Source organism: Pseudomonas sp. FG36 (genome assembly GCF_057809275.1).
Genome location: NZ_JBMDJQ010000027.1, coordinates 1 through 21,526, shown reverse-complemented (window position 1 = coordinate 21,526; position 21,526 = coordinate 1). Strand labels below are relative to the sequence as shown.

22 protein-coding genes and 1 other RNA gene are annotated in these 21,526 nt (G+C 66.4%); 8 read left to right on the top strand and 15 right to left on the bottom strand.

The window, feature by feature from the left end; translation table 11 throughout:
• Positions 1–39: 39 nt before the first annotated feature.
• The 7 genes from ACODS9_RS19375 to ACODS9_RS19345 form a co-directional block, all read right to left on the bottom strand.
• Entirely contained in the window at positions 40–684 is a 645-nt protein-coding gene (locus ACODS9_RS19375; protein ID WP_023632119.1) for a methionine ABC transporter permease, read from the bottom strand.
• Positions 674–1,783 carry a methionine ABC transporter ATP-binding protein gene (locus tag ACODS9_RS19370; RefSeq protein WP_489094524.1) on the bottom strand — a complete coding sequence of 370 codons (1,110 nt, stop codon included), beginning with the start codon at positions 1,781–1,783 and terminating at the stop codon, positions 674–676. The genes ACODS9_RS19375 and ACODS9_RS19370 overlap by 11 nt, the downstream gene beginning before the upstream one ends.
• A gap of 1 nt (position 1,784) precedes the next feature.
• Complete coding sequence (locus ACODS9_RS19365) at positions 1,785–2,585, bottom strand: MetQ/NlpA family ABC transporter substrate-binding protein (RefSeq protein WP_401107105.1); 801 nt, start codon at positions 2,583–2,585, stop codon at positions 1,785–1,787.
• The gene (locus ACODS9_RS19360) at positions 2,578–3,969 is read right to left on the bottom strand and encodes an LLM class flavin-dependent oxidoreductase (protein ID WP_401107108.1); all 1,392 of its coding nucleotides are present in this window, start codon (positions 3,967–3,969) and stop codon (positions 2,578–2,580) included. The genes ACODS9_RS19365 and ACODS9_RS19360 overlap by 8 nt, the downstream gene beginning before the upstream one ends.
• On the bottom strand, positions 3,969–5,150 hold the full coding sequence (locus tag ACODS9_RS19355; RefSeq protein ID WP_489094523.1) for an SfnB family sulfur acquisition oxidoreductase: 1,182 nt from the start codon (positions 5,148–5,150) through the stop codon (positions 3,969–3,971). The genes ACODS9_RS19360 and ACODS9_RS19355 overlap by 1 nt, the downstream gene beginning before the upstream one ends.
• 136 nt (positions 5,151–5,286) lie before the next feature.
• The gene (locus ACODS9_RS19350) at positions 5,287–6,528 is read right to left on the bottom strand and encodes an SfnB family sulfur acquisition oxidoreductase (RefSeq protein ID WP_489094522.1); all 1,242 of its coding nucleotides are present in this window, start codon (positions 6,526–6,528) and stop codon (positions 5,287–5,289) included.
• 250 nt (positions 6,529–6,778) lie between these two features.
• The gene (locus ACODS9_RS19345; RefSeq protein WP_489094521.1) at positions 6,779–7,759 is read right to left on the bottom strand and encodes an NADPH:quinone oxidoreductase family protein; all 981 of its coding nucleotides are present in this window, start codon (positions 7,757–7,759) and stop codon (positions 6,779–6,781) included.
• Positions 7,760–7,916: 157 nt separating this feature from the next.
• Here ACODS9_RS19345 and ACODS9_RS19340 point away from each other — a divergent pair, with 157 nt between their 5' ends.
• Entirely contained in the window at positions 7,917–8,318 is a 402-nt protein-coding gene (locus tag ACODS9_RS19340; protein WP_046853718.1) for a flagellar basal body-associated protein FliL, read from the top strand.
• Here ACODS9_RS19340 and ACODS9_RS19335 read toward each other — a convergent pair whose 3' ends face one another.
• The 4 genes from ACODS9_RS19335 to ACODS9_RS19320 all read right to left on the bottom strand — a co-directional run bounded on the left by ACODS9_RS19335 (position 8,319) and on the right by ACODS9_RS19320 (position 13,652).
• On the bottom strand, positions 8,319–9,428 hold the full coding sequence (locus ACODS9_RS19335; protein WP_046853719.1) for an ABC transporter permease: 1,110 nt from the start codon (positions 9,426–9,428) through the stop codon (positions 8,319–8,321). It abuts the gene before it with no gap.
• Between the two features lies 1 nt (position 9,429).
• Positions 9,430–12,153 carry a ribosome-associated ATPase/putative transporter RbbA gene (gene rbbA / locus ACODS9_RS19330; protein WP_401107116.1) on the bottom strand — a complete coding sequence of 908 codons (2,724 nt, stop codon included), beginning with the start codon at positions 12,151–12,153 and terminating at the stop codon, positions 9,430–9,432.
• Positions 12,150–13,109 (bottom strand): HlyD family secretion protein, encoded by a 960-nt coding sequence (locus ACODS9_RS19325; RefSeq protein ID WP_046853721.1) that lies wholly within the window; start codon positions 13,107–13,109, stop codon positions 12,150–12,152. Before ACODS9_RS19325 ends, rbbA begins: the two co-directional genes overlap by 4 nt.
• Positions 13,110–13,202: 93 nt before the next feature.
• The gene (locus ACODS9_RS19320; protein ID WP_489094520.1) at positions 13,203–13,652 is read right to left on the bottom strand and encodes an EVE domain-containing protein; all 450 of its coding nucleotides are present in this window, start codon (positions 13,650–13,652) and stop codon (positions 13,203–13,205) included.
• Between the two features lie 176 nt (positions 13,653–13,828).
• Between ACODS9_RS19320 and ACODS9_RS19315 the strand changes: the two genes are divergently transcribed.
• Positions 13,829–13,984 carry a hypothetical protein gene (locus ACODS9_RS19315; RefSeq protein ID WP_011536298.1) on the top strand — a complete coding sequence of 52 codons (156 nt, stop codon included), beginning with the start codon at positions 13,829–13,831 and terminating at the stop codon, positions 13,982–13,984.
• Between the two features lie 8 nt (positions 13,985–13,992).
• On the opposite strand, the gene ACODS9_RS19310 is transcribed toward ACODS9_RS19315, so the two are convergent.
• The 4 genes from ACODS9_RS19310 to ACODS9_RS19295 all read right to left on the bottom strand — a co-directional run bounded on the left by ACODS9_RS19310 (position 13,993) and on the right by ACODS9_RS19295 (position 15,383).
• A complete protein-coding gene (locus ACODS9_RS19310) occupies positions 13,993–14,601 on the bottom strand; it encodes a 5-formyltetrahydrofolate cyclo-ligase (protein ID WP_038707025.1) in 609 nt (202 codons plus the stop codon).
• A gap of 61 nt (positions 14,602–14,662) precedes the next feature.
• Positions 14,663–14,842: non-coding RNA, 6S RNA (gene ssrS / locus ACODS9_RS19305), on the bottom strand.
• Between the two features lie 17 nt (positions 14,843–14,859).
• On the bottom strand, positions 14,860–15,177 hold the full coding sequence (locus ACODS9_RS19300; protein ID WP_046853724.1) for a cell division protein ZapA: 318 nt from the start codon (positions 15,175–15,177) through the stop codon (positions 14,860–14,862).
• Positions 15,174–15,383 (bottom strand): TIGR02449 family protein, encoded by a 210-nt coding sequence (locus tag ACODS9_RS19295; protein WP_023631616.1) that lies wholly within the window; start codon positions 15,381–15,383, stop codon positions 15,174–15,176. Before ACODS9_RS19295 ends, ACODS9_RS19300 begins: the two co-directional genes overlap by 4 nt.
• A 146-nt stretch (positions 15,384–15,529) precedes the next feature.
• Here ACODS9_RS19295 and ACODS9_RS19290 point away from each other — a divergent pair, with 146 nt between their 5' ends.
• From ACODS9_RS19290 to ACODS9_RS19265, 6 genes are all read left to right on the top strand, one after another.
• On the top strand, positions 15,530–16,084 hold the full coding sequence (locus ACODS9_RS19290) for a YecA/YgfB family protein (RefSeq protein WP_038707024.1): 555 nt from the start codon (positions 15,530–15,532) through the stop codon (positions 16,082–16,084).
• Positions 16,085–16,105: 21 nt separating this feature from the next.
• Positions 16,106–17,440: a Xaa-Pro aminopeptidase gene (gene pepP / locus ACODS9_RS19285; protein ID WP_489094519.1), complete on the top strand. Its 1,335-nt coding sequence runs from the start codon at positions 16,106–16,108 to the stop codon at positions 17,438–17,440.
• Complete coding sequence (gene ubiH / locus ACODS9_RS19280; protein WP_046853726.1) at positions 17,437–18,636, top strand: 2-octaprenyl-6-methoxyphenyl hydroxylase; 1,200 nt, start codon at positions 17,437–17,439, stop codon at positions 18,634–18,636. Before pepP ends, ubiH begins: the two co-directional genes overlap by 4 nt.
• Entirely contained in the window at positions 18,633–19,115 is a 483-nt protein-coding gene (locus ACODS9_RS19275; RefSeq protein ID WP_023633020.1) for a DUF4442 domain-containing protein, read from the top strand. Before ubiH ends, ACODS9_RS19275 begins: the two co-directional genes overlap by 4 nt.
• A gap of 9 nt (positions 19,116–19,124) precedes the next feature.
• Entirely contained in the window at positions 19,125–20,342 is a 1,218-nt protein-coding gene (locus ACODS9_RS19270) for a 2-octaprenyl-3-methyl-6-methoxy-1,4-benzoquinol hydroxylase (protein WP_167335940.1), read from the top strand.
• 115 nt (positions 20,343–20,457) lie between these two features.
• The gene (locus tag ACODS9_RS19265; RefSeq protein ID WP_489094518.1) at positions 20,458–21,459 is read left to right on the top strand and encodes an extracellular solute-binding protein; all 1,002 of its coding nucleotides are present in this window, start codon (positions 20,458–20,460) and stop codon (positions 21,457–21,459) included.
• Positions 21,460–21,526 lie beyond the last annotated feature (67 nt).

Genomic DNA, 21,526 nt, shown 5'->3' with positions numbered 1-21,526 from the left:
TTCCACTGGTCGTGGGAGCGGGCTTGCCCCGCGGTAGGCTCAACGCTTGTTCAACCCTTTGGCCAAACGGTCCCCACCCAGCTGGATCACCGCCACCAGCGCCACCAGCATCACGATCACGGTCAGCATGATCTGGCTGTCGAAGCGCTGGTAGCCGTAGCGATAGGCGATATCGCCCAGGCCTCCGGCACCGATCGCCCCGGCCATGGCCGAGGAGTTGATCAGCGTCACCAGGGTGATGGTGAAGCCGCCGACGATCCCCGGCAGCGCCTCGGGCAGCAGCACGTGCCAGACGATGTGCCAGCGCCGGCAGCCCATGGCCTGTGCCGCTTCGATCAGGCCGTGGTCCACCTCGCGCAGGCTGACCTCGGCGATACGCGCGAAGAACGGCGTGGCGGCAATGGTCAGCGGCACCACGGCGGCCCACACGCCATAGGTGGTGCCGACCACCAGGCGGGTGAAGGGGATCAGCGCGACCATCAGGATCAGGAACGGGATCGAGCGGAACAGGTTGACGATGGCGCCCAGCACCCGGTTCAGCGCGGCGGCCTCGAAAATCCCGCCCTTGTCGCTGGTGACCAGCAGCACTGCCATCGGTACCCCGACGACCAGCGCGACCAGCGAGGACACGCCGACCATCAACAGGGTGTCGAGCAAGCCTTGCAGCAGGCGATCAATCCACATGGCCAAGTACCTCCACATCCGCGGCCCAGCGGCGGGCGCGTTCGAGCAACTGGTGGGTGTCCAGCGGCGAGCCGCGCACGGCCAGGATCAGTTGCCCCAAGGCATGCTCGCCGATGGTCTCGACGCCGCCCTGGAGCAGCCGCACGCGTCCGCCCAGATCGCTGAACAGGGCGCTCAGCTCCGGCTCGCCCACCAGGTCGAGCTTGAGCACCACAGCCGCGTCGCGGCTGATCGGCTGGGCACGCAGACTGGCTTGCAAGGCGGCCGGCAATTTGGTCTGCAGCGGTGCGAGCAGGGTACGGGTGACGTCGTGGCGCGGTGTGCCGAACACTTGCCAGACCTCGCCCTGCTCGACGATCTCGCCCCGCTCGAGCACCACCACGCGCTGGCAGATATCGCGGATCACCGCCATCTCGTGTGTGATCAGCACCACGGTCAGGCCCAGGCGTTGGTTGATGTCGCGCAGCAGCTCGAGGATCGAGGCAGTGGTTTCCGGGTCCAGCGCGGAGGTGGCTTCGTCGCACAGCAGGATCTCGGGGTCATGCACCAGCGCCCGGGCGATGCCGACGCGCTGCTTCTGCCCGCCGGACAGCTGTGCCGGGTATACATGGTGCTTTTCCTCAAGGCCCACCAGTTCCAGCAGCTCGCGTACCTTGCGCTGGCGTTCGGCCTTGGCCACGCCGGCCACCTTCAGCGGCAGCTCGACGTTCTGCCACACGGTCTTGGCCGACATCAGGTTGAAGTGCTGGAAGATCATGCCGATGCGCCGGCGCAAGGCGACCAGGCGGTCCTCGTCGAACGGCGCGATATCCACCTGGTCGATCAGCACCCGGCCCTGGCTGGGCTGTTCCAGGCGGTTGATGGTGCGCAGCAGCGAAGACTTGCCGGCACCGCTGCGGCCGATGATGCCGAAGATCTCGCCGCGGCGGATGTTCAAGTCGATGCCCTGCAACGCCGGCTGGACCTGGCCCGGATAGGTCTTGCCCAGGCCGATGAAGCGGATGTGCGCCTGGTTCACTTCCGGGCGCAGGGCCGTTTCCTCGGCCTTGAACGGTTCGGCGGGCGGGATGGGCGCCCTCAGGGCGCTGGCCTGGGCCATGTCAGCCTTCCCAGCCGGCCTGGTAGAGCTTGCCGTGGGCCTTGTCGAGGGCGGCGCGCACGACCGGCGAGTGTTGGTAGATATCGACGAACTTGGCCAGGCGCGGGTCGTTTTTCTCCTGTGGGCGGATAACGAACTGGATCACGTACTCCTTGTTCTCCAGGCCGTCGAACAGCAGCGCCGACGTAGCGTCAAAGGTGTTGGCCAGGCGGATATAGGCCGGGTAGCCCTGCACCAGGTCGGCGTCGTCATAGGCGCGCACCAGCTGCACCGCTTCTACCTGGAGAATTTTGATCTTCTTCGGGTTGGCGATGATGTCGTCCTCGGTGGCCTTGTAGCCCACGCCCTGCTTGAGGGTGATCAGGCCGGCCTTGGCCAGCAGTTGCAGGCCACGGCCGCTGTTGATCGGGTCGTTGGCGATGGCCACGCTGGCGCCTTCGGGCAGCTCGGCAAAGCTTTTGTACTTTTTCGAGTACAGCCCGACGTTGTTGATGATCCCCGGTGCATAGGGGACCAGGTTGAAGCCGGCGGCGGCCTTGGCGTTTTCCAGGAAGGGGATGTGCTGGAAGTAGTTCACGTCGATGTCGCCGCTGTTGAGGCTGACATTCGGCGCGATCCAGTCGCTGAACTCGATCAGCTTCACTTCCAGGCCTTGTTTGTGGGCTTCCGCCACCGCCGCTTCCAACGGGATGGCGAAGGCGGCGGTGGTGCCGATCTTCAGTGGCTCCGCAGCGAAGGCAGCGGCGGACAGGCCGAGGCCCAGGGCGATGGCCGCGACGGGCCGGAACAGTTTTTCAAGCATGGTGCAGGGCTCCAGTCGGGGCAGGGGTGGGGGTGTTGCGGTAGGAGGATCCGGGATGGTCAGCGGGCAAGTGCGGATGGTCGCTGGCGAACAGCTTCTCGCGCAGGGTGCCTTCGGCGTAGGCAGTCTTGTAGCGGCCACGGCGTTGCAGTTCGGGTACTACCAGGTCGATGAAAGCCTCGAAGCTTTCCGGGGTGACGGTGCGGGTCAGGTTGAAGCCGTCCAGGCCGGTATCGTCGATCCAGCCGATCAGTTGCTCGGCCACCTGCCCGGGGTCGCCGACCAGGGTCACGTAGCGGCCGCCCAAGGCGTGCTGCTCCAGCAGGCGGCGACGAGTCCAGGCGCTGTCCTGCAATTGGCGGGTGGCGGACTGGATGGCATTGCCCTTGGCGAAACCGATGGGTTCGTCCAGTTCGTAGCGTGAGAAATCGATACCGGTGGAGCTGGCGAAATGCGCAACACCTGCCTCGGCGCTGGCGTAATGCAGGTATTCGGCGTGCAGGGCGTGGGCTTGGTCTTCAGTTGCGGCAACGATCACGGTGATGCCCATGAATACCTTGACCGCCTGCGGGTCGCGACCCGCGGCTTGCGCCGCTGCGCGCACCTTGTCGACCTGGGCGCGGGTGGCGGCCTTTTCCTGGCCGCTGATGAACACGCACTCGGCATGGTTGCCGGCAAAGGCCAAACCGCGCGCCGAACTGCCGGCCTGGAACAGTACCGGTGTACGTTGCGGTGAAGGCTCGCACAGGTGATAGCCTTCGACCTTGTAGAACTCGCCATGGTGCTCGACCTTGCGCACCCTGTCCGGCCGCGCATACACGCGTTGCGCGCGGTCGGCGACCACGGCATCGTCGGCCCAGCTGCCTTCGAGCAGCTTGTACAACACCTGCAGGTACTCGTCGGCCTGGTCGTAGCGGCGGTCGTGCTCGGGTTGCTGTTCCAGCCCCATGGCCCGGGCGGCACTGTCGAGGTAGCCGGTGACGATGTTCCAGCCGACCCGGCCGTTGCTCAGGTGGTCGAGGGTGGAGAGGCGCCGGGCGAACAGGTAAGGCGCTTCATAGGTCAGGTTGGCGGTGAGGCCGAAGCCCAGATGCCTGGTAACGGCGGCCATGGCCGAGACCAGCAGCAGCGGGTCGTTGACCGGCAGCTGGATCGACTCCTTGAGCGTTACGTCCAGCGACTGGCCATAGACATCGTAGGTGCCGACGATATCGGCGATGAACAGCCCGTCGAACAGCCCCCGCTCCAGCAAGCGGGCCAGGTCGGTCCAGTAGTCGAGGGTCTTGTACTGGGTCGAAGTGTCCCGCGGGTGGGTCCACAAACCGTGGTTGATGTGCCCGATGCAGTTCATATTGAAGGCATTGAGCAGGATCTGCTTGGCCATCAGATGGTCCCTCGGCGCGGCGGTTTCTCGTCGTTGAGGTAGTAATTGCCGATGGCGTGGTACTTCCAGCGCACCGGGTCGTGCAGGGTGTGCACCCGGGCGTTGCGCCAGTGGCGGTCGAGGTTGTGCTCGGCCAGGGTGGCCTGGCTGCCGGCCAGCTCGAACAGGGTGGTGCCGGCGGCCAGGGAGATCTCGGTGCTGATCGCCCGGGCCTCGGCGACGGCAATCGAGGCGGCGGCCAGGGTCTCGTCGTTGCTGTCGGCCTGGGCGATGTCGAGGATTTCACCCGCGCGTTCGAGCAGGGCCTCGGTAGCATGCAGGCGGATTGCCAGATGACCGAAGCTCTTCAAGGTGAGCGGGTCGTCGCTGGCCTTGTCGAGGCCGGAGTCGATCCAGGGTCGGCTGCGGGTACGCACGAAGTGCAGGGCGTCCTCGTAGGCGGCGCGGGCAATACCGGTGTCGATGGCGGCATGGAGGATCTGCGCCAGCGGGCCGACCGTGGTCGGGCGCTCGAAGGCGCTCTGGAACGGCACCACGTCTTCGGCGCGGACCGGCACATGGTTGAACACCACCGAGCCGCTGCCGGTGGTGCGCTGGCCAAAGCCACTCCAGTCATCGATCACCTCGATGCCTTGGCTGTCGGCGGGCACGAAGGCCAGGTGCGATACGCCCTGCTCGTCGATCACCAGGGTCGGGATGCGCTGGGCGTAGATCGCGCCGGTGCAGTAGAACTTGCGGCCATCAATGCGGTAATGGTCGCCGTCGCGGCTCAGGCGGGTGGTGCGCTCGTGGGCGTTCTTCGTGCCGAGCTCGGCCAGGGCGTTGCCGAAGCGGCGGCCGGCGAGGACTTCGGCGTAGAGCCGTTGTTGTTGCTCGGGATTGCCGTTCACCCGCAGCACTTCCAGGGCGTAGAAGTGGTTCTGCGGGATCTGCCCGAGCGAGGCGTCGGCCTGGGCGATGCGGGCGATGACCTTGGCCAGGGTGGCGCTGGACACGCCGGCGCCGCCAAAGGCCTTGGGCACGCTGATGCCCCACAGGCCGGACTGCACGAAACGTTCGAGTTCGGCATGCGGCAGGCGGCGCTCGCGGTCGCGCAGGGCGCTGTCTTCGCGCAGGTAGTGGGCGAGTTCGTCGGCGACGGCCAGGGCCTGGGCGTCGGTGGTGATGATGGATGCAGTCATTGTGCTCTCCGGGCACTTGGGGCCGCTGTGCGGCCCTTTCGCCGGCAAGCCGGCTCCCACAAGGATTTCTGTGAAGCCTCACTGTGGGAGCCGGCTTGCCGGCGAAAGGGCTGCACCGCAGCCCCTGGGCCGTAAATCAGATCCAGGAATGGCGGGCAGGCAGGGTGCCGTTGAGGTGGTAGGCGCCGACGGCGTGGTACTTCCAGCGCACCGGGTCGTGCAGGGTGTGGACCCGGGCGTTGCGCCAGTGCCGGTCGAGGTTGAACTCGGCCAGGCTGGCGCGGCTGCCGGCCAGCTCGAACAGCTTCTCGCTGGCCTGCAGCGAGATCTCGGTGGTGAGCACCTTGGCTTCGGCCACGGCAATCGAGGCACGGGCCGCGGCGGCGGCATCGATCACACCGGCGTTCACTTCGTCGAGCACCCTGGCGGCCTTGCGCAGCAGGGCTTCGGCGGCGTGCAGTTCGAGCTTCAGGCGGCCGATGTCGGCGATCACATAGGGATCGTCGCTGTTGCGTTCGACCTTGGCCTCGATCCAGGGCCGGGACTTCTCCCGCACGAACTGGATCGTGTCCTCGATGGCCGCTTCGGCGATGCCGGCGTCGATGGCCGCCTGGATCAGCTGCGAGGCGGCGCCCTGGATGCTGGGCTCTTCACGCAGGCGCCAGTTGTCCAGCACCAGGTCGGCGTCCACCGGCACCTGGTCGAGCAGCACGGTGCCGCTGGCGGTGGTGCGCTGGCCGAAGCCGGACCAGTCGTCGACGATGCGTAGCCCCGGGCTGCCGCGACGAACGAAGGCCAGGCGTTGCCGGCCGTCATCGTCCAGGGCTTTTACCGCTACCCAGTGGGCGTACAGGGCACCGGTGGAATAGAACTTCTCGCCACTGATGCGATAGCCGTCGCCCTCGCGGGTAATGCGCGCCTTGAGCGTCAGGGTGTCCTTGGTCCCGCGCTCGGGGCCGGCATTGCCGATGCGCCAGCCGTCGAGCACGGCGCGGAAGATCGCTTCCTGCTGCGCCTGGGTGGCGGTAAGGCGCACCAGTTGCAGGATGCCGAACTGGTTCTGCGGAATCTGCCCCAGCGCCGGGTCGGCGGCACTGATCAGGCGGAACACTTCGGCGATGGTTTCGAACGACACCTCGGGACCGCCGAAGGCCGTGGGCACGCTGATGCTGCCCAGGCCGCTGCGAGTGAACTGTTCGATCTCGGCCCATGGCAGCTTGCGCTGCTGGTCACGTTTGGCGGCCTGCTGGCGGGCCACCTCGGCCAGTTCGCGGGCGGCCTGCAGGGCCTCTTCGTCGTTGCGCAGCACCTTGGCCGGTAGCAGCAGCGGCGAGCTGTCGTGATCGCTGTGGAATCGGGTAGTTGGTTGGCTGGACATCAGTACCGCTCCTTGGCTGCACTCAATGCCCTGGCGTTATGCACTGGGGTGATTGTGATCCTGACCATTCCTAACCTCACAAAGTTGAAAGCGTCGCCTCAGCTGATGGCGACAGACGTTTGCTGGTCCGGTGGTCCGGTCGATATACCCTATTCGTTTAGAAAAAGTTTATGAACTACCGTTTAGGAATATGAATAGAAGAACTGCGGGGTCTGCCCTGTCACTGTGAGCCAGTGACAGGGCAAAAAGGTCAGCGCTGAACCGTTACCACCAGCTTGCCCGCTGCCTGGCGTTGCGCCAGACGTTCGATCGCGGCGCCGCCCTCGGCCAGCGCGTAGGTCTGCGACACCAGCGGTTTCAGCTTGCCCTCTGCATGCCAGGCGAACAGCTGGCGGAAGTTGGCGGCGTTGTCCTCCGGCTGGCGCTGGGCAAAGGCGCCCCAGAACACCCCGACCACCGCCGCGCCCTTGAGCAGCGCCAGGTTCACCGGCAACTGCGGGATCGTCCCGCTGGCGAACCCCACCACCAGCAACCGGCCGTTCCACGCCAGCCCCCGTACAGCCTGGTCGAACAACTCGCCACCGACCGGATCGTAGATCACATCCACGCCCTGGCCGCCGGTCAGGCGCTTGATCTCGTCCTTGAGGCTGGCCTTGCTGTAGTCGACCAGCTCGTCGGCCCCGGCCGCCTTGGCGATCGCCAGCTTCTCGGCACTGCTGGCCGCGGCAATCACCCGTGCCCCGAGGGCCTTGCCGATTTCCACCGCCGCCAGGCCGACGCCACCCGAGGCACCGAGCACCAGCAGGGTTTCACCGGCCTTGAGCTGGCCGCGCTGGGTGAGGGCGTGCATCGAAGTGCCGTAGGTCATGCCGAACGCGGCGGCAGTGGTGAAGTCCATGCCCGCCGGGATCGGCAGCACGTTGTAGAACGGCACCGCCACTTGCTCGGCGAAAGCGCCCCAGCCGGTCAGGGCCATGACCCGGTCGCCGACCTTGAACGCACCGGCCTTCTCGCCGACCGCGGCCACCACGCCGGCGGCTTCCGCCCCCGGCGAGAACGGCAACGGTGGCTTGAACTGGTACTTGCCCTCGATGATCAGGGTGTCGGGGAAGTTGACCCCTGCGGCGTGCACGTCGAGGAGGATCTCGTTCTTCTTCGGCACGGGGCTGGCGACCTCTTCCAGGACCAGGTCCCGCGCCGGGCCCAGGGCTTTGCACAACAAGGCTTTCATCAGGGCTATTCCTTTGCGTGTGGTGGCCGATAAGTGTAGGAGGGCCACCCCGAGGGTCAACGAGCATGGTCGGCCCTGATGAGCTGGCATAAGCCCGGGCTTGGGTTTGGCCGGCGCGCTGGGTAAGCTGGCGGCAACTGTATTTAGGAGCGAATTCGTGAAAGCGTGGATCTTGATGGTGCTGGCCCTGATGCTGCCGGCGGCGGCCATGGCCGAGGAAAAGGAAGGCGAGCCCAAGGTCGCCTATATCAGCCTCAGCCCGCCCTTCGTTGGCAACTACGCCCTCGACGGCGGCCCCAAGCTGCGCGTGTACAAGGCCGACGTCGCCCTGCGCGTGACCGGGGATGCCGCCGCCACGGCGGTCAAGCATCACGAACCGCTGATCCGCAACCAGTTGGTGGCGCTGTTCACCCAGCAGGGCGTGGACAACATGAGCAACGTCGAGGCCAAGGAAAAGCTGCGCCAGGAAGCCCTGAAACAGGTGCAGCAGGTGATGGAGTCCGAAGAGGGCAAGCCGATCGTCGAGGACCTGCTGTTCAACAACCTGATCGTGCAGTGATCAGGCGGCGAGGCTGCGGCGAAAGCGCGCCAGGGCCACGCCGAAGAACACCAGGCCGATCGCGGCCAGCGCCGCGATGTCCGGCCACACCACGCTCAGCCCGGCGTCGCGGAACAGGATCGCCGCGCCGAGGCTGACGAAGTGGGTCGAAGGCGAGCCCTGCATGACCCACTGCAGCCACTGCGGCATGCTGTCCAGCGGCGTGCTGCCCCCCGATAGCAGCAGCATCGGGATGATCACCGGGATCGCCAGCAGGCCGAACTGCGGTGTCGAGCGCGCCAGGGTGGCGAGGAAGATGCCCAGTGCCGTGCTGGCGAACAGGTACAGCGCAGTCACCCCCAGGAACAGCCCCATCGAGCCCGCCAGCGGCACGCCCAGGGCGCCCTTGACCACCACTTCCAGCGATATCCAGGTACAGGCCACCACCACCAGGGCGTTGCTGGCGATCTTCGCCAGCATGATTTCCAGTGCCGTCAGCGGCAGCACCAGCAGGTGGTCGAGGGTGCCGTGCTCGCGTTCGCGCAGCAACGCGGTGCCGGTAAGGATGATGGCCAGGATGGTGATGTTGTTGACGATCTGGATCACCGCCAGGAACCAGCCGCCTTCGAGGTTGGGGTTGAACAGCGCCTTCGGATTGAGCAGTGCCGGGCTGCTGGTGCTGCGGCCTGCGTATTCGAGCAACTCGCGTTCGAAGATCCGCCCGATGTAGCCCGCGCCCATGAAGGCCTGGCTCATGGCCGTGGCATCGACGTTGACCTGCAGCTCCGGTGAGCGCCCGGCCAGCAGGTCGGCCTGGAAGTTCACCGGCACGTTGATCACGAAGGTGTACTGGCCGCTGTCCATCGCCTGGTCCAGGCGATCCGCCGGCAGTGCCACGGCGGGCTGGAATTCGGGCGGTTGCAGCGACTCGGCGAGCTTGCGCGAGATGGCGCCGTGGTCTTCGTCGACCACTGCGACACTGGCGTTGTGCACGCCTATTACCGAACCTGCGGCAGGCATGTAGATCGCCACGCTGAAGGCGTACAGCAGGAACAGCAGCAACACGCTGTCATGGCGCAGGCTGGTGAGTTCCTTCAGGCCCAGGCGCAAGGTGTGGGAGAGCCGGCTCATCTCAGGCCTCCTGCTTTTTCAGCATGATCAGGCTCAGCCCGGTGAAGGCGGCGAAGAAGCCCAGCAGCGCCAGGCACTGCGGCCACAGCTCGCGCAGGCCCAGGGCCTTGGTGAAGGTGCCGACGGCGATGTCGAGGAAGTAGCCGGCCGGGAACAACTGGCCCATCAGCGCCGCCGCGCCCTCCAGCGACGAGCGCGGCACGATCAGCCCGGAGAACTGGATGGTCGGCAGGCTGGTGATGATCAGGGTGCCGAGGATCGCCGCGATCTGCGTGCGGGTGAAGGCCGAGATCAACAGGCCCAGGCTGGTGGTCGCCAGCAGGTAGGCCAGGCCGCCGCAGGCCAGGGCCAGCGGGCTGCCCTTGAGCGGCACGCCGAACAGCCAGCGGTTCATCGCCACCAGCAGCGCCAGGTTGACCAGGCTCACCGCGAGGTACGGCGCCTGCTTGCCGAGCAGGAACTCCAGGCGGGTCAGGGGCGTTGCGTAGAAGTTGGTGATCGAGCCCAGTTCCTTTTCCCGCACGATGCCCAGCGCGGTGAGCATGGCCGGGATGAAGGCCAGGATCAGCGCCATGACGCCGGGGCCGATGGCGTTCACGCTGACCACGTCCTGGTTGTAGCGAAAGCGCGTTTCCAGGCGCACCGGCTGCTGGCGCGAGACTGGGTTCGGTCCGAGGGCCGCGAGCTGTTCAAGGTTGGCCTGGTGCACGGCCTCGACATAGTTGCGGCTGGTCTCGGCGCGAAACGGCATGCCACCGTCAAGCCAGGCCGCAACCACCGGCTGGCGCCCGGCGTGCAGGTCGCGGGCAAAGCCCGGCGGGATCTCCAGGGCCAGCTTGATCTCCGAGCGCTGCAAGCGCTGGTGCAGCTGGCGGGCATCGCGGATCGGCGGCCGCTCGGCGAAATAGCGCGAGCCACGGAAGGCCTCTAGGTAGGCGCGGCTCTGCGGGCTCTGGTCCTGGTCATAGACAGCGAAGGCGAGGTTTTCCACATCCAGCGAGATGCCATAGCCGAAGATCACCATCATGAACAATGCCCCTGCCAGGGCGAAGGCCAGGCGCACCTTGTCGCGCAGCAGCTCTTTGCCTTCGCGGCTGGCGACGGCCAGCAGGCGGCGCAGACTGAATGCCTGGCGCAGAGCAGGCGCTGGGGCAGCGGCCTGCTCCAGCGTGGCGTCGGCTTGGGTCTGGGTGGGCGCGTCCTGGGCCTGTTCGAGGCAACGCACGAAAGCGTCTTCCAGGGTGTCGCCGCCGAACTGGATTTGCAGGGCCTGCGGTGTGTCGCAGGCCAGCACCCGGCCGGCGTGCATCAGCGAGATACGGTCGCAGCGCAGGGCTTCGTTCATGAAGTGGGTGGACAGGAAGATGGTCACGCCCTGCTCGCGGGACAACTCCACCAGCAGGCGCCAGAAGTCGTCGCGGGCCGCCGGATCGACGCCCGAGGTCGGTTCATCGAGGATCAGCACTTCCGGGCGGTGCAGCACCGCCACGGCCAGCGACAGGCGTTGGCGCAGGCCCAGGGGCAGGGCGCCGGAAGGCTGGTCGGCGATGGCGCCAAGGTCGAAGCGCTCGATGAGTTCGGCGATGCGCGGCGCGCTGTCGGCCTTGGCCAGGTCGAACAGGCGAGCATGCAGCTCGAGGTTCTGCCGGGCGCTCAGCTCGCCGTACAGGGAATAACTCTGGGACATGAAGCCGACCCGCTTGCGCGTGGCCAGGTCGCCGGCGTCCACCGGGCGGCCAAGCAGGCTGGCGCTGCCTTCGCTGGCCGGCATCAGCCCGGTGAGCACCTTCATGGTGGTGGTCTTGCCGCAGCCGTTGGAACCGAGGAAGCCGAAAATCTCGCCGCGACCGATGGCGAAGCTGACCTTGTTCACCGCAGTGAAGTCGCCGAAGCGCAAGGTCAGGTCGTGGGCCTCGATGGCGATCGGCCCATCATCGACCTGGCGTGGCGGAATCCGCAGCGGCTCGGGTTGCTCGCGGCCGGCCCCCTGAAAGTGGGTGAAGGCATCGTCGAGCTTGCCACTGGGCGTGGCCGCAGCCAGCTCACGGCTCAGGCCTGCAGCCAGCAAGCGACCGGCATCAAGCATCAGGCAGTGTTCGAACTGCTCGGCTTCCTCCATGTAGGCGGTGGCCACCAGCAGGGTCAGTTGCGGACGCTGGGCGCGCACCTGCTCGACCAGTTCCCAGAAGCGCCGCCGTGACAGCGGGTCGACGCCGGTGGTCGGCTCGTCGAGGATCAGCAGGTCCGGCTCGTGGATCAGCGCGCAGCACAACCCCAACTTCTGCTTCATGCCGCCCGATAGCTTGCCGGCCGGGCGCTCGGCGAAACGTTCGAGGTCGGTGGCGCGCAGCAGGCTGGCCATGCGTTGCTCGCACTCAGCGCGGCCGAGGCCGAACAGGGTGGCAAAGAAGCGGATGTTCTCGCGGATCGACAGCTCCGGGTACAGGTTGTTGCCCAGGCCCTGGGGCATGAACGCGACCTTGGGGTACAGCGCGGTGCGGTGGCGGCGTTGCCGGATCGAGCCGCCGAGCACCTGCAACTCACCCTGTTGCAGGCGCTTGACCCCGGCAATCAGCCCGAGCAGGGTCGACTTGCCGGCGCCGTCCGGACCGATCAGGCCGCAGCGGGTGCCGGCCGGCAGGCTGAACGCGAGAGGGTGCAGGGCCTGCAGATCGCCATAGCGGTGGCTGACGTCGTCGGCCTGCAGCGCTGTCGCCGCGTTCATTGCAGGTTGGCCGGCCAGCCCACGTCGGCGGTGCGCACGTACCCGGCACCGGGCATGCCCGGCTTGGCCTGGGGCACGGCGCTCGGCTCGGTCAGGCGCAGCTTGACCCGGAACACCAGCTTTTGCCGTTCGTCACGGGTCTCAACCTGTTTCGGGGTGAACTGCGCCTTGGCCGCGACAAAGGCGATCTTCGCCGGCAGGGCCTGCTCGGGCAGGGCGTCGAGCACGATCCGCGCCTGGTCGCCCACGGTCAGCCGGCCGGTGGTGGCGGCGGGCAGGTAGAGGTTCATGTACTGGTCGCTGGGGTCGATCAGCATCAGCACCCGGCCACCGGCACCGAGCACCTCGCCAGGCTCGGCCAGGCGCAGCTGGATGATGCCGTCGATGGGGGCACGCAGGCTGCTGTCGTCGATTTCGCTGGTGAGCTGGGCGACCTGGGCCTCGGCGGCGCCAATGGCCGCCTTGATCGCCGCCAGCTGGGCGCGGGCGGCGACCACGGCAGAGGTGGCGGTGTCGTAGCGGGCCTGCTGTTGGTCGAGCAGTTGCTGGCTGGCGAACTTGCGCTGGTAGATTTCGCGCACCCGCTTGAGCTCCTGGCTGGCCAGCAGCAGTTCGCTCTGGCGCAGCTGCACGCTGGCCTGGGCGGCGGCGTAGTTCTCGCGGGCGCGCAGCACTTCGGCCTCGGCCTGGCTGCGCTGGGCCTCCATGGTGCGGGTGTCGATGCGCGCTAGCAGTTGGCCGCGGGTGACCTTGTCGCCTTCATCGACCAGCACCTCGGCCAGGCGCCCGGGGACCTTGCTGGCGATCTGCACTTCGGTGGATTCGAGGCGCCCGTTACCCATGCTCAGGCCTTCGGGCAGGCGATCGTGAAGGGACTTCCAGTAGCCCAGCCCGCCAGCCGCCAATAGCAGCAACACCAAGGCGGAGGCGAAGATTCTGGGGGCTTTTCGATTCATCGGTCTGCATCCTGCGGCTTGCACGCCTTATCCTGGCGCGACGCGCATCCTGGCGCGTTGATATTGGTCAAACCCCTGACAATAGACGCACAATCAGCTCAGCGCGAGGATCGCCGCCCATTGCTCTGCGGTCACCGGCATCACCGACAGGCGGCTGCCCTTTTGCACCAGTGGCAGTTCCTCCAGTGCCGCCTGCTGCTTGAGCAGGCCCAGGCCGAGTACCTGGCGGAAGGTCTGCACATGCTCGACATCCACCGCGCTCCACGGGTTCTTCTCGGCGCTGGCCTTGGCATCGTGGTAGTGGCTTTGCGGGTCGAGGGCAGTCGGGTCCGGGTAGGTCGCGGCGCTGATCCGGGCAATGCCGGCGATCCCTGGTTGCGGGCAGCTGGAGTGGTAGAAGAAGAACTCGTCGCCTACGCTCATGGCCCGCAGGAAATTGCGCGCCTGGTAGTTGCGTACCCCGTCCCAACGGGCACTGCCCAGGCGTGCCAAGGCTTCGATGGAGAGCTCGTCGGGCTCGGATTTCATCAGCCAGTAGGCCATGGATGCTGCTCCTGAAAGAGTTTGAAATAACTCGTTGCATGAAACCGACAGTCGGTTGGCGTCAACGTTTGCCTAGCGACTCATGTTGTCGGAAAATGCGCCGATTTTAAGCTATACGCTCCGGCAGCCATCAAGAAAGCCGCCGAGCCTGGACAGTTGTTCTTGGGGGGCAATCAATGAAACAACGTAAACCGGACCTGCTTTGGATCCTGGCCTTCATCTTCGGCCTGGGCGTGGTCACCACCGGTTACGCGCAAGGTTTGTGGGAGCGCAAGCTCGATGCCGCCTATCAGCAGGCGCCCGTCGATCCGGCGCAGCAACAGCACCGCTGATCGCGGGTTCATTTCGCCGCCAGGTACCAACCACGGTCTGACACCGTGCCTTGCAACGGTACATCCCAGCTTGCCTGGTTGAGCCGCTCCACCTTCTGGCATTCATGCGCCAGCCCTAGCAGCAATGGTTTTTTCCAGGCCTTGCGCCGGCCCTGATAGGCCAGGCTGCGGTCATAGAAGCCCCCGCCCATGCCCAGGCGCCCCCCCATCTCATCGAAACCGACCAGCGGCAGCAGGATCAGGTCCAGCGCCCAGATCGGCCTTTGGCGTTTGCGCTCGACTACAGGTTCGGCGATGCCGAAGCGGTTGGGTCGCAGCTTTTCCCCTGGCTCGAAACGCTGGAACACCATGCGTGTGGCGGGCCAGGCGTGCAACACGGGCAGGTACACGTGCTTGCCGCGCCTATGCGCCTCGCGCAGCAGCAGGCGCGGGTCGATCTCGCCATCATTGGGCAGGTACAGGGCGATATGCCGGGCGCGGCGGAACAGTGGATGCTGCGCCAACTGGCGATAGAGGCCTTCGGCGGCCTGGCGTTGCTGGGCGGGTGTGAGGGCGCGGCGGGCATTGCGCAGGAGGCGGCGAAGCTGGGGGCGGGTAAGCGGCGCGGTGTCGGTCATGGCACGGGCGATCCCTGAAGAAACGAAAAGCCCGCCGTGGAAGGCGGGCAGTTCTGAAAGCAGGCTCCCCGACAAGACCGCTATCGGTGTAGCCCTTGAACCCGAAAGTTCAAGGTGGAGATTGCAGGGGGCGTTAAGGCTTTCCGTCGGGCGGACATGCACACCTGCCCCAGCGTGCAACCCCCGTGGTTGTGCGTATCGGCTCAGGGACATAACCGACTGGCGCATCCCCCAGGGAGTGGCGCCAGTATACCAATCTCAGTCGTTTTTGCTAACCGGATCGTCGGAGAGGGCTTGGTCGACCCGTTCCAGCAGGTCTCGCACCTGTTCGCGGGTGGTGCCGCCGCTGGCCACTTCGGGGCGTTCCTGGCGGTGCAGCAGCTCGTGGGTGATGTTCAGCGCGGCCATCACGGCGATACGGTCGGCGCCGATCACCTTGCCGCTGCTGCGGATCTCGCGCATCTTGCCATCCAGGTAGCGGGCGGCGCCGACCAGGTTGTTGCGCTCCTCGGGCGGGCAGATGATCGAGTATTCCTTGTCGAGGATCTGGACGGTGACGCTATTGCTTGAACTCATGAGTCTTGCTCCAGGGCCTTGAGGCGCAGGATCATCGATTCGATCTTGCGTTTGGCGATCTCGTTCTTTTCGATCAGGTGGGCGCGCTCCTCGCGCCAGGATCGTTCCTGAGCTACTAAGAGTGCGTTTTGCCGCTTTAGTTGCTCGACCCGTTCGATCAGCAACTCGAACCGGCTCATCAGCGCTTGCAGGTCGTTCTCTTGCATGGATTGCACTCGATTCCGTGACTCGCCTGGCGATCATGCCTGCCCCAAGGGCGCGACGGCCAGTGCCGATGGTCTTGGCGCGCCTGCCGGTGCTAGGATACAAGGTCTCCATTCTAGTCATTGCGCCGTCTGGCGCCTAGCTGCCCATGCCCAATACCCAATCGCCCTACATTGCCTTCGCCATGTTGCTTTCGAGCAATGGCCACCCAGTCACCCCCGCCGAGCTGCACGGCCTGCTGATCGGCCGCAGCTGCGCCGGCGCCGGCTTCGATGCCGATGCCTGGCTGGCCGACGCCGCCCAGCTGCTCGAGACCGAACCCGGTGACACTGTCCGCAACGCCCTGGTCGGCCTGCAAGAGATGGTCAAGGCCGAGCTGACCGGCGACGACGTCGCCATCGTCCTGCTGCTGCCTTCCGATGATGCCGCACTCAGCGACCGCGCCACCGCGCTGGGCCAGTGGTGCCAGGGCTTCATCACCGGCTTCGGCCTGAACGCCGGTGGCAAGGACTTGTCCACCGATGCCAAGGAAGTGCTCCAGGACCTGGTGGCCATCTCGCAGGTCCAGGAAGCGCTGGAAGAGTCCGAGGACGGCGAAAGCGACTACATGGAAGTCATGGAGTACCTGCGCGTCGCCCCGCTGCTGCTGTACACCGAGCTGGCCAAGCCCGAAGCGCCCGCGCCAAAGCCATCGCTGCACTGATCTGATCGGGGTCGTTTGCCCATGAGCCACATACCCAAGGCGGAGTACGCCCGTCGGCGCAAGGCGCTGATGGCGCAGATGGTCCCCAACAGCATCGCCATCCTGCCCGCCGCCGCAGTTGCCATCCGCAACCGCGACGTCGAGCATGTCTATCGTCAGGACAGCGATTTCCAGTACCTGAGCGGCTTCCCCGAGCCGGAGGCGGTGATCGCGCTGATCCCGGGCCGCGAGCATGGCGAGTACGTGCTGTTCTGCCGCGAGCGCAATCCCGAGCGTGAGCAGTGGGATGGCCTGCGGGCCGGCCAGGAAGGCGCGGTGCGTGATTTCGGCGCCGACGATGCCTTCCCCATCAGCGATATCGACGAGATCCTGCCGGGCCTGATCGAGGGCCGCGAGCGGGTCTACAGCAACATGGGCGGCAATCCCGAATTCGACCGCCGGCTGATGGAGTGGATCAATGTGATCCGCTCCAAGGCCCGCCTGGGCGCCCAGCCGCCGAACGAGTTCGTTGCCCTGGATCATCTGCTGCACGACATGCGCCTGTATAAATCGGCGGCGGAAGTGAAGGTCATGCGCGAGGCCGCGGCGATCTCCGCCCGTGCCCATGTGCGCGCCATGCAGGCCTGTCGCGCCGGGCTGCACGAGTACAGCCTGGAAGCCGAGCTGGACTACGAGTTCCGCAAGGGCGGGGCGAAGATGCCGGCCTACGGCTCGATCGTCGCCGCCGGGCGCAATGGCTGCATCCTGCACTATCAGCAGAACGACGCGCCGCTCAAGGACGGTGACCTGGTTTTGATCGACGCCGGTTGCGAGATCGACTGCTACGCCAGCGACATCACCCGCACCTTCCCGGTCAGCGGGCGCTTCTCGCCCGAGCAGAAGGCCATCTACGAGCTGGTGCTCGCAGCCCAGGCCGCGGCGTTCGCCGAGATCGCCCCGGGCAAGCACTGGAACCATGCCCACGAGGCGACCGTGCGGGTGATCACCGAAGGGCTGGTGGTGCTGGGCCTGCTCAAGGGCGAGGTGCAGGCGCTGATCGACAGCGAGGCCTACCGTGCCTTCTACATGCACCGCGCCGGACACTGGCTGGGCATGGACGTGCACGATGTGGGCGAATACAAGGTCGGTGGCCAGTGGCGCGTGCTCGAGCCGGGCATGGCGTTAACCGTCGAACCGGGCATCTATATCGCGGCCGACAACCAGGCCGTGGCGAAGAAATGGCGCGGCATCGGCGTAAGGATCGAGGACGACGTGGTGGTAACCAGACAAGGCTGTGAAATCCTCACTTCAGGCGTGCCGCGCACGGTCGCCGAGATCGAGGCACTGATGCACGAAGCCCGCAAGGACGCCGCATGAACCGGGTCAACCTGGCGATCATCGGTGGCGGCCTGGTCGGCGCCAGCCTGGCCCTGACGCTGCAGGCCGCGGCCAAGGCGCGTGGTTGGACGATCCTGCTGATCGAGCCGTTCGCCCCGGGCGACAGCTTCCAGCCCAGCTACGACGCGCGTTCCTCGGCACTGTCCTACGGCACCCGGCAGATCTACGAGCGGCTGGGGTTGTGGCAGGCCATCAGCCGCCGCGCCGAGCCGATCCGGCAGATCCAGGTATCCGACCGTGGCCGCTTCGGCGCAACGCGCCTGGATGCGCTGGAGGAAGGCGTCCCGGCGCTCGGCTATGTGGTGGAGAACGCCTGGCTCGGCCAGTGCCTGTGGCAGGCCATCGACAACGAGGTGGTCAGCTGGCGCTGCCCGGCGCAAGTGCAGGCGATGCAGGCCATCGCTGGTGGCTATCGGTTGCAGCTGGACGACGACACCGTGCTGGAGTGCGACCTGGCGGTGCTGGCCGATGGTGGCCGTTCGGGCCTGCGCGAGCAGTTGGGCATCCATGTGCGTCACACGCCGTATGACCAGAGCGCGCTGATTGCCAACATCACCCCAGGCGAGGCCCATGCCGGGCAGGCGTTCGAGCGCTTCACCGAGCAAGGGCCGATGGCCCTGCTGCCGCTGGCGGACAACCGCTGCGCGCTGGTCTGGACCCGCCAGGGGATGGATGCGAAACGCCTGGCCGAGCTCGACGAGCGCAGCTTCCTGCGCGAACTGCAGGAAGCCTTCGGCTACCGCCTCGGCGCCCTGCGCCAGGTCGGTGCCCGTCATCTCTACCCGCTGTCGCTGGTCGAGGCCGAGGAGCAGGTGCGCCCGCACCTGGTGGTGCTGGGCAATGCCGCCCACAGCCTGCATCCGATCGCAGGCCAAGGCTTCAACCTGTCGCTGCGCGATGTGCAGTCGCTGGCGGACGCCTTGCTGGCCGGCCCGGCGCTGCCGGGCGATCTGCCCACGCTGCAGGCCTATCACCAGCGCCAGCGCCTCGACCAGGCCCTGACCATCGGCTTCTCCGACCAGGTCACCCGTGTGTTCGGCAGCAGCCAGCCGCTGCTGGCGGCCGGGCGCAACATTGGCCTGCTCGGGCTGGATTTGCTGCCGCCGGCGAAAAGCTGGTTCGCCCGCCAGGCCATGGGCCTCGGCACTCGCCCCGACCCGCGGGGCCGCCCATGAGCGCTGCGCGCCGGCTCGCACGGCGAGCGCGGATGCTGCGCTGGTTGCTGAACTTCTACCCGCCCTACCTGGGCGCCGGCATCCACATCCAGGAAATCAGCCCGGACATGCGCAGCGTCAAGGTGCGCATGAAGCTCACGCGGTGGAATCGCAACTACGTCGGTACCCAGTTCGGTGGCAGCCTCTACGCGATGGTCGACCCGTTCTACATGCTGCTGCTGATCGAGCAGCTGGGGCGCGAGTACATCGTCTGGGACAAGGCCGCTTCCATCGATTTCATCTCGCCGGGCAAGGGCCCGGTGTATGCCGAATTCCACGTCGACGACGCGCTGCTGGACGAGATCCGCCAGCAGACCGCCAGCGGCAAGAAGTACCTGCCGCGGTTGCAGGTGGAGATCCGCGATGGCGCCGGCGAGCTGGTGGCGCGGGTCGACAAAACTTTATACGTGCGGCTCAAGCCGCAAGCGAGGCAGGCGTAAGGCATGGAAATGCGCGCAGATCTGTTGATTGTCGGTGCCGGTATGGTCGGCAGCGCCCTGGCCCTGGCCTTGCGCCACAGTGGCCTGGAGGTGCTCCTGCTCGACGGTGGGCCGTTGTCGGTCAAGCCGTTTGACGGCGAGGCGCCTTTCGAACCAAGGGTCAGTGCCCTGTCGGCGGCCAGCCAGCGCATTCTCGAGCGCCTGGGGGCCTGGGAGGGCATCGCCCGGCGCCGTGTCTCGCCGTACTCGGACATGCACGTCTGGGATGGCAGCGGCACCGGCGAGATTCATTTTTCCGCGGCCAGTGTGCATGCCGAGGTGCTGGGGCATATCGTCGAGAACCGTGTGGTCCAGGACGGCCTGCTGGAGCGCCTGCACGACAGCGATGTCGGGCTGCTGGCCAATGCCCGCCTGGAGCAGTTGCGCCGCTCCGGTGACGAGTGGCTGGTGACCTTGGCCGATGGTCGCAAGCTGCGCGCGCCGCTGGTGGTCGCCGCTGACGGCGCCAATTCGGCCGTACGTCGCCTGGCCGGTTGCCAGACCCGCGAATGGGATTACCTGCATCACGCCATCGTCACCAGCGTGCGGTGCAGTGAGGCGCACCGCGCCACGGCCTGGCAACGCTTCACCGACGAAGGCCCGCTGGCGTTCCTGCCGCTGTCGCGTGATGGCCGCCAGGACTGGTGCTCGATCGTCTGGTCGACCACGCCGGAGCAGGCCGAGCAGGCCATGGCGCTGGACGATACGGCCTTCCGCAAGGCGCTTGAGCGTGCCTTCGAAGGCCGTCTGGGTGACGTGCTCGAGGCTGATCCGCGGGTCTGCGTGCCGCTGCGCCAGCGCCATGCCAAGCGTTACGTCGATGAAGGGCTGGCGCTGATCGGTGACGCCGCCCACACCATCCATCCGCTGGCGGGGCAGGGGGTCAATCTGGGCTTCCTCGATGCCGCCGTGCTGGCCGAAGAGCTGGTACGTGCCAGCGAGCGCGGCGAGCGCCTGGCCGATGTGAAGGTGCTGAGCCGCTTCGAACGGCGGCGCATGCCGCACAACCTGGCGCTGATGGCGGCGATGGAAGGCTTCGAGCGGTTGTTCCAGGCCAACCCGTTGCCGCTGCGCTGGTTGCGCAACAGTGGGCTGAAGCTGGTGGAGCAGATGCCGGAGGCCAAGGCGCTGTTCGTGCGCCAGGCATTGGGGTTGTCCGGGGACCTGCCGGAGTTGGCCAAGGCCTGAGGGTCGCTGGGGCTGCGCAGCAGCCCCTTGCAACATTCGGTAACGGCTAAGCAGATGAGCGGGAAAATGGGATTCACTACCATTTGCAGCTCTCAACCCAGCGAGGAGTACCCCAATGTTGCCCCGCAAGCCCCTACTGGCCGCCCTGGTCCTCACTCTGTTCGGCGGCACCGCCCAGGCGGCGGAAGAAGTGGTGGTGTACTCCTCGCGCATCGACGAGCTGATCAAGCCGGTGTTCGACGCCTACACCGCCAAGACCGGCGTCAAGATCAAGTTCATCACCGACAAGGAAGCGCCCTTGATGCAGCGCATCAAGGCCGAGGGCGAGAACGGCGTGGCCGACCTGCTGCTCACCGTCGATGCCGGCAACCTCTGGCAAGCCGAGCAGATGGGCATCCTGCAACCGATCAAGTCGGCCACCATCGACCAGAACATTCCGCCGCAGTACCGCGCTTCGTCACACGACTGGACTGGCCTGAGCCTGCGCGCACGGACCATCGCCTACTCCACCGACCGGGTCAAACCCGCCGAGCTGACCACCTACGAGGCCTTGGCCGACAAGCACTGGGAAGGCCGCCTGTGCTTGCGCACGGCGAAGAAGGTCTACAACCAGTCGCTGACCGCCACCCTGATCGAGAACCACGGCGAGGCTGAGACCGAGAAACTGATCAAGGGCTGGGTCAACAACCTGTCGACCGACGTGTTCTCCGACGACACCGCAGTGCTTCAGGCCATTGCCGCCGGCCAATGCGACGTGGGCATCGTCAACACCTATTACTACGGGCGCCTGCACAAGGAAAAGCCCGATCTGCCGGTGAAGCTGTTCTGGCCCAACCAGGGTGACCGCGGTGTGCACGTCAACCTGTCGGGCATCGGCCTGACCAAGCATGCGCCGCATCCGGAAGCGGCAAAGAAACTGGTGGAGTGGATGACCGGCGAAGAGGCGCAGAAGCTGTTTGCCGACATCAACCAGGAGTTCCCGGCCAACCCGAAGGTGAAGCCATCGGCGGAAGTGGCGGCCTGGGGTAGCTTCAAGGCCGACAGCATTCCGGTGGAAGTCGCTGGCAAGCGCCAGGCCGAAGCCATTCGCTTGATGGATCGGGCTGGCTGGAACTGAGTCCACCGCCTTATCCTTGAGAACCGATCGCGGGGCAAGTCGGGTCGCCGCATCGCCGCTCCCACAA